Below are 6,460 nucleotides of genomic sequence, written 5' to 3'. Positions count from 1 at the left end.
GCCGGATATCTCTGGGAAAAATGAGGGAGTTAAAGACGAGTAAAACTTTTCGGTCATCGTCAAATTAATTCCTCTTAATTAAGTTAAAAATGAGTTTGCGTAAAAATTACGCAAACTCATTTTTTTGTCCAAAGTCCAAATGACGAGTAGGGGTTTGGTAACTAAACTCCTACGAGCAAACGGTTATAATTTGAGATATTTCCCAGGGAAAATTGACGCGATAATTGGCAATGGTATTAGGAGAGGGATAAAGGACCCATGGCATGGAAGCCAGGACACCAGTTTAAAAGTCGCCCCTTTGTGGTGGATTGTATCCTGGGAGAGGGCGGATTCGGAATCACCTACAGAGTCCATCATCAGTTCCTCAACCAAGATTTTGTGATTAAAACGCCGAACGCCCGTCTGCAAAATGACCCCGATTATCCAAAATATCTGAACCGCTTTATTCAAGAAGGACAGCGAGTCGCTAAAATTTGTCATGACCCCCATCCTCATATTGTCCGGGTGACGGATTTGTTTGAAGAGGCGGGAATTCACTGTCTGGTGATGGATTATGTCCCAGGGGAGAGTTTGTGGAAATACGTGCAGAATCAAGGCGCGTTGTCAGAAGCACAGGCGGTGCGATATATTCGCCAGATTGGGGATGCGCTGCGTGTGGTTCACAAAGCGGGATTAGTGCATCGGGATGCGACACCCCTGAATATTATGGTGCGGAGTCCGGAAAAAGCGGTATTAATTGATTTTGGCATTGCTAAAGGATTAATCCCAACCACAAGTACAACCACGGATAAAGCCGGGAATCAGGGATTTGCCCCCTATGAGCAGATTGGATTAGGGAGTCGAGAGGTTATGGTTGATGTGTATACCTTAGCGGCATCCTTATATTATGGGGTGACAGGTCAGCGTCCCGTTGGTTCCTTGGGGCGAAAGATGTGTAACGCAGAATTAGTACCACCGCAACAAATTATTTCTGGGTTAAGTGATGCCACGAACCAGGCTATTTTATCGGGAATGGCGCTAGAACCGGAAGACCGCCCCCAATCAATCGAAGCGTGGTTGGCGTTATTAACGTTTGAACCGCCAATTATTTGTTCGGTGACATCTTCATCCGTTGAGAGTTCAGCCACGGTTCAGCCTGCCAAAACTGCCAAAACCCTACCCGTGTCAGCATTTGACTTTCAAGTGGTGACGGTAGAGGTTAAATCAGGGGTGTTGGGGAAGGAAAGAAAACTAACCCTGAATCGTCGCTCTCATCAGGCTTACCATTACATTGAAACCCTTGGCGATGTGCCTCTAGAAATGGTGGCGATTCCGGGTGGTACATTCCTAATGGGTTCGCCAGAGACGGAGGAAGGACATGAGGATAATGAAAGTCCTCAGCATTGGGTGACGATTCAACCCTTCTTTCTAGGTAAATATCCCATTACTCAGGCGCAATGGCAAGCGGTGGCTCATTTGCCCAAAGTTGAGCGAGAACTTGACCCTGAACCCTCTTACTTTAAAGGAGAAAACCGTCCTGTCGAGCAGGTATCATGGTATGATTGTGTGGAGTTTTGTGCGCGGTTATCGCAGTACACAGGTTGGAACTACCGACTTCCTAGCGAAGCGGAATGGGAATATGCCTGTCGTGCTGGAACAACAACACCGTTTCATTTTGGCGAGACGATTACAACCGACTTAGCCAACTATGACGGGAATTCTACCTATGGTGCAGGTGCGAAGGGCAAGTATCGTGAGGAAACCACTCCGGTGGGCAGTTTTCAAGTCGCGAATGCCTTTGGTTTGTACGATATGCATGGAAATGTGTGGGAATGGTGTCTTGACCAATGGCATGATAGTTATGAAGGTGCGCCGTCAGATGGTCAAGCTTGGATCGTTGATGGTAATGATAATCATTCTCGGCTGTTGCGCGGTGGTTCGTGGAACGGCGATCCCTGGGTCTGTCGTTGTGCTAATCGCGGCTGGCTTACCCCAGTCGGCAGGTACGACAACAACGGGTTTCGGGTTGTCTGTGGTGCGGCGTGGACTCTTTAGCCCTTGACACTTTTGCCCTTTTACCCTTTACCCTATTTTCTTTTCCCTCTTCCCGCCGCAGGCGGGTCGATTTTTTTTAGATTTTTTTATAGCCAACATCACTAATAGTCTGTCAGAATACCTCCTATAACCGAATCGAGCAATGAGTGTTGTGAGCGATTTACCGATTATCCAGAAAACCTACGACTTAATTCGCTGGTACATTCCAATTCTCAACCGCCTCCCTCGAAATCATAAATTTCTTTTAGGTGACCGGATGATTACCGGACTGTATGACATTCTAGACGGACTAATTATAGCACGGTATGCCCAAGAAAAACTCGCCCAATTAGAATCACTCAATAGTCAATTAGACATCCTTCGCTATCAAACCCGATTACTCCTGGATTTTGAGCTCATCTCTGTACAACGGTACGAGTATGCCGGACAATTATTAAATACCATCGGGCAAGACCTGGGTGGCTGGATCAAACAACAACGCAAGCGCCCGATATCCCGATGAAAAGGCATAGCAATCTTTGGTATCAAATTATCGCGTTTGAGAACTTGCTCAATGCGGCACGACAAGCGCAACGAGGAAAGCGGTTTCGCCACAATGTTCTCACCTTTAACTATAATCTAGAGGCTGAATTATTCCAATTAAAAACAGAACTTGATCAGAAAACCTATCAGCCAGGAACATACAAAACATTTGAAATTGTCGAACCGAAACGTCGCCTGATTTCTGCCGCTCCCTATCGCGATAGAGTCGTCCATCATGCCATGTGTAATATCATCGTACCCATTTTTGAACGAACATTTATCGCTGATTCCTATGCCAACCGTGTTGGATTTGGCACCCATCGTGCCTTACGCCGCTTTACCCAATTTGCTCGTTCCCAGCGTTACGTTCTCCAGTGTGATATCCGCCAATACTTTCCCAGCATTGACCACGCTATTCTCAAAACTCAACTACGCCGCAAGCTCAAATGTAAAGATACCCTGTGGTTAATCGATACGATTATTGATAATAGCAACGAGCAAGACCCAGTGGTTGACCATTTCCCCGGTGATTTGTTACTGACACCTCTACAACGACGACGTGGCTTACCCATTGGCAACTTAACCAGCCAATTTTTTGCCAATGTTTATCTGAATGGATTGGATCATTTTATCAAAGAACAGCTAAAAATCAAAAACTACGTGCGTTACGTGGATGACTTTGCTCTGTTTTCAGATGATCATCAAAAGCTTACCCTAGTTCGCTCGGCGATAGAAGACTATCTGGCTGGAATACGACTAAAAATTCATCCGATTAAAAGCCAACTTTTTGAGACGAAACAAGGGGCAAATTTTCTCGGATTTCGGATTTTACCTAACCAAATTCGGGTGCGAACCGAAAACCTGCGCCGTGCTAGACGCCGACTCCGCCGCCTACAAACGGACTACAATCAGGGTAGAATAAGCGCTCAAGAGGTCTATCAATCTCTGCAAAGCTGGGTGGCGCATCTAGAACAAGGGGACACCTGGCGATTACGTCAAAAGATATTCGCGGATCTCGTATTTTCGAGACCGTGAAGAAGGGATAGGCACTTCCAGCTGTTGCGCGGTGGTTCGTGGAACAACAATCCCAGGAACTGTCGTTGTGCTAATCGCAACAGGAATACCCCAGACAACAGGAACAACAACAACGGGTTTCGGGTTGTCTGTGGTGCGGCGTGCGCTCTTGTGTGCCAGAACTAATTGATGGGAATCGATTAGCCGTGCTAACCAAGAGTCCAGACCTATTCCCGTGATGTCGGTGACGATATGCGAAAATTAACATGGGTTGGGTAGCCTGGTAAGTGAACGCTGAACGGTTGCCCAATCCTGATCAACCTCCAATTTGCTAGTTTTGAGGTCATAAGTTGCCCAACGTCTCAAGGTTGTTTAGTTGCGATCGCTAATTTCGCCCCTGGAATCTCACGTAACCGATCCATGACAGCAACAACTTGACCATGATCAACCACAGTATCGGCTTGGACAATAACTAGCGCTTCCGAATTGGGTTCCATAAGCTGGCGCACTTTAGTTTCTAACCCATCCAGTTGAATCGACTGGCGGTTCACCCGCATTTCTCACAAGAAGCGCGAGCGCAAATCACAAAAACCTTGCCAGACAAGGATTTAAGCCCATTTATTCCCCACAGCCGCACACAACAGTGTGTTGCACCTTCAAGCCTCTGAATAATCATGCTCCTCAACCTAACCAATTACGCTATGACCCTGCCTTAGCAATAGCTCTAGAAAAGCTCAATTTAGATGACTCATCATCAGCCATTTTAGCCGGGAAGAGTACCTTAAATCGACTTGAATATTGTCCGGAAACAATCCTTCAACAACAAGAGTCCCGCTATCATCGCATTGAAGCTAACCCGGAAGAAATCAAGAAAGCCTTCGTAGACATCTTTTTAGAGTCTTATCAAACCCCTCCTCAACAAATCATTTTAGACATGGATGTGACTGATGACCAAGTGCATGGACATCAAGAGGGAGCCTTTTTTAATACTTATTATAAAGGAGTTTGCTATGCACCTTTATATATCTTCTGTGGACATCATTTATTAGTGGCTTTCATTACGTCCTTCTAATGTAGACCCAGCCGAAGAAGCATTAGAAGAATTGCAGAGAATCATTGGCTTAATTCGAGAAAAATGGCATAATACGCAGATAATAGTGCGAGGCGATAGTGCTTATGCTCGTGAAGAGCTTATGAACTTTTGTGAAGAGAAAGAAGGGGTAAATCATGTGATAGCAATGGCAACAAATAGCCAATTGAAGTTACGAGCAACGAATCTTATTGAAAAAGCAAAAAAAGAATACGAAGAGAAGTTATTGCCAGTCACTGAATTGATGGATAGTCTTTTCTCTAAGGATGAAGACTTAGAAGAGGTGAGAAAGTTAGTTCCCAACGCAACTTGGTTTCGCTCTATCTATTATCAAACTGAAAAGTCATGGAGTCGTCAAAGAAGAGTGGTAACAAAAGTGGTTTATGGGAGTGAAGGGTTAGAGCTTCGTCACGTCGTCACATCTTTACCTCCTTCTCAAATTACGCCTTCTCAACTTTATACTAAACAATATTGTCCGAGAGGAGAAATGGAAAATCGGATTAAAGAACAGCAATTAGACTTATTTGCTGACCGAACTTCTACCCAAACCTTTCAAAGTAATCAACTTCGACTCTGGCTATCTTCAATGGCGTATGTTTTAATGCAAGCATTTCGTTATCACGGCTTGAAGAAAACTTCTTTGTCCAAAGCAACTGTCGGAACAATTCGCCTCAATTTCCTTAAATTAGGAGCGAGAATTACGGTTAGTGTGAGAAGAATTGTTATTGCCATATCCAGTTCTTGTCCTTATCAAGAGATTTTAGCTATTGCTCATTCCAGAATTCAAGCTATTCCCAATACTTCTTAAGTTTTCGGCTTCCATAACAACTAAATGATTTTTGAGGTGACTGAATTTTATTTCAGTCGGCTTTGTCGTGTAAACTTGGCGTGATTAACTAAGTTTGAGTGAAAAAAACAGGTGATAATTGACAATTTCAGGATAATTTTGTTTGATGAATTGGAATTTTTATATTCTTCTTTAAAAATCTCAACTTTTAAGCGGCAAATTGACTTATAGTATTAGTTTGTGAGAAATGCGGGGGAAGCGTTACCGACTGTCGATCGCCCTTTGGGGGGCTAGGCGGGATTTCCTTCAACGTACAGCAACTCTTAAATACCGTAGTGGGGCAGGGTACAACCCTTTCAGAACGAGTCCTTTTCCACCTGCGACTCCCCCGTCTTTTAGTCGCCCTCTTCGCTGGTGCATCCCTAGCCGCCAGTGGTTTACTCTTGCAGGGTGTGGTTCGCAATCCCTTAGCTGGACCGGAAATTATTGGGATTACCTCCGGGGCTGGGTTGGGGGCGGTGTTTGTTCTGGTAATATTGCCAAATGCGCCTGTGGAAGCGGTTCCCATTGCCGCTTTTATTGGTGCGTTTGTGGCATTTGGTTGCGTCTATTTAGCGGCTTGGCAAGGAGGCGTGTCACCCGCCCGCCTAGCATTGGTAGGGATTGCCGTTTCTGCATTTTGTGCCGCCGGGACTAATCTGTTGGTTGCGATCGCGAAATTACGAGTCGCACAGGCATTAGTCTGGCTGGTGGGGAGTACCTACGCCCGCACTTGGGATCAGCTATGGCGATTACTCCCTTGGTTTCTGATTTTACTGCCGTTGGCGTGGCTGATTTCGCGTTGGCTCGATTTGATGGCATTGGGGGAAGACTTACCGCTTCTAAAAACCTAGACAAACCTACCCATCAGTAATTCTGCCTTGGTATAAGTCCACGGTGTAACTTTTGGTCGATAACCGTTAACGCTTGCGCTTGGCTGATACCCGGCATTGTTGCTCGATATCAGCCTTAAC

The 6,460-nt window shown here is 45.4% G+C and carries 6 protein-coding genes and 1 pseudogene; 6 read left to right on the top strand and 1 reads right to left on the bottom strand.

Going from position 1 to position 6,460, the window contains the following annotated elements; genetic code table 11:
• Window positions 1-258: 258 nt before the first annotated feature.
• From RH949_RS25635 to RH949_RS25620, 4 genes are all read left to right on the top strand, one after another.
• Entirely contained in the window at window positions 259-2,034 is a 1,776-nt protein-coding gene (locus RH949_RS25635; RefSeq protein WP_446357104.1) for an SUMF1/EgtB/PvdO family nonheme iron enzyme, read from the top strand.
• Window positions 2,035-2,185: 151 nt separating this feature from the next.
• On the top strand, window positions 2,186-2,536 hold the full coding sequence (gene avd, locus RH949_RS25630; protein WP_446357110.1) for a diversity-generating retroelement protein Avd: 351 nt from the start codon (window positions 2,186-2,188) through the stop codon (window positions 2,534-2,536).
• Window positions 2,533-3,591, top strand: coding sequence for a reverse transcriptase domain-containing protein (locus RH949_RS25625; RefSeq protein ID WP_446357102.1), 1,059 nt, complete (start codon window positions 2,533-2,535; stop codon window positions 3,589-3,591). The genes avd and RH949_RS25625 overlap by 4 nt, the downstream gene beginning before the upstream one ends.
• A gap of 21 nt (window positions 3,592-3,612) precedes the next feature.
• The gene (locus RH949_RS25620; RefSeq protein ID WP_446357108.1) at window positions 3,613-3,756 is read left to right on the top strand and encodes an SUMF1/EgtB/PvdO family nonheme iron enzyme; all 144 of its coding nucleotides are present in this window, start codon (window positions 3,613-3,615) and stop codon (window positions 3,754-3,756) included.
• Window positions 3,757-3,932: 176 nt separating this feature from the next.
• Here RH949_RS25620 and RH949_RS25615 read toward each other — a convergent pair whose 3' ends face one another.
• Window positions 3,933-4,121 carry an ExbD/TolR family protein gene (locus RH949_RS25615; RefSeq protein ID WP_446357100.1) on the bottom strand — a complete coding sequence of 63 codons (189 nt, stop codon included), beginning with the start codon at window positions 4,119-4,121 and terminating at the stop codon, window positions 3,933-3,935.
• A 143-nt stretch (window positions 4,122-4,264) separates the two neighbouring features.
• Between RH949_RS25615 and RH949_RS25610 the strand changes: the two are divergent.
• Window positions 4,265-5,468 (top strand): annotated as a pseudogene (locus tag RH949_RS25610) (IS1380 family transposase); the annotation flags it as partial.
• 206 nt (window positions 5,469-5,674) lie between these two features.
• Complete coding sequence (locus RH949_RS25605; RefSeq protein WP_446357106.1) at window positions 5,675-6,340, top strand: FecCD family ABC transporter permease; 666 nt, start codon at window positions 5,675-5,677, stop codon at window positions 6,338-6,340.
• The last annotated feature ends 120 nt before the right edge of the window (window positions 6,341-6,460 follow it).

Source organism: Coleofasciculus sp. A1-SPW-01, assembly GCF_040217205.1.
GTDB lineage: Bacteria > Cyanobacteriota > Cyanobacteriia > Cyanobacteriales > Coleofasciculaceae > Coleofasciculus > Coleofasciculus chthonoplastes_A.
Note: the sequence above shows the minus strand (reverse complement) of the source record. Positions and strands in the feature narration are given on the sequence as shown.

Coding starts and splice junctions, on each gene's coding strand:
- RH949_RS25635 (WP_446357104.1), top strand. CDS start 259: ATGGCATGGAAGCCAGGACACCAGTTTAAAAGTCGCCCCTTTGTGGTG.
- RH949_RS25625 (WP_446357102.1), top strand. CDS start 2,533: ATGAAAAGGCATAGCAATCTTTGGTATCAAATTATCGCGTTTGAGAAC.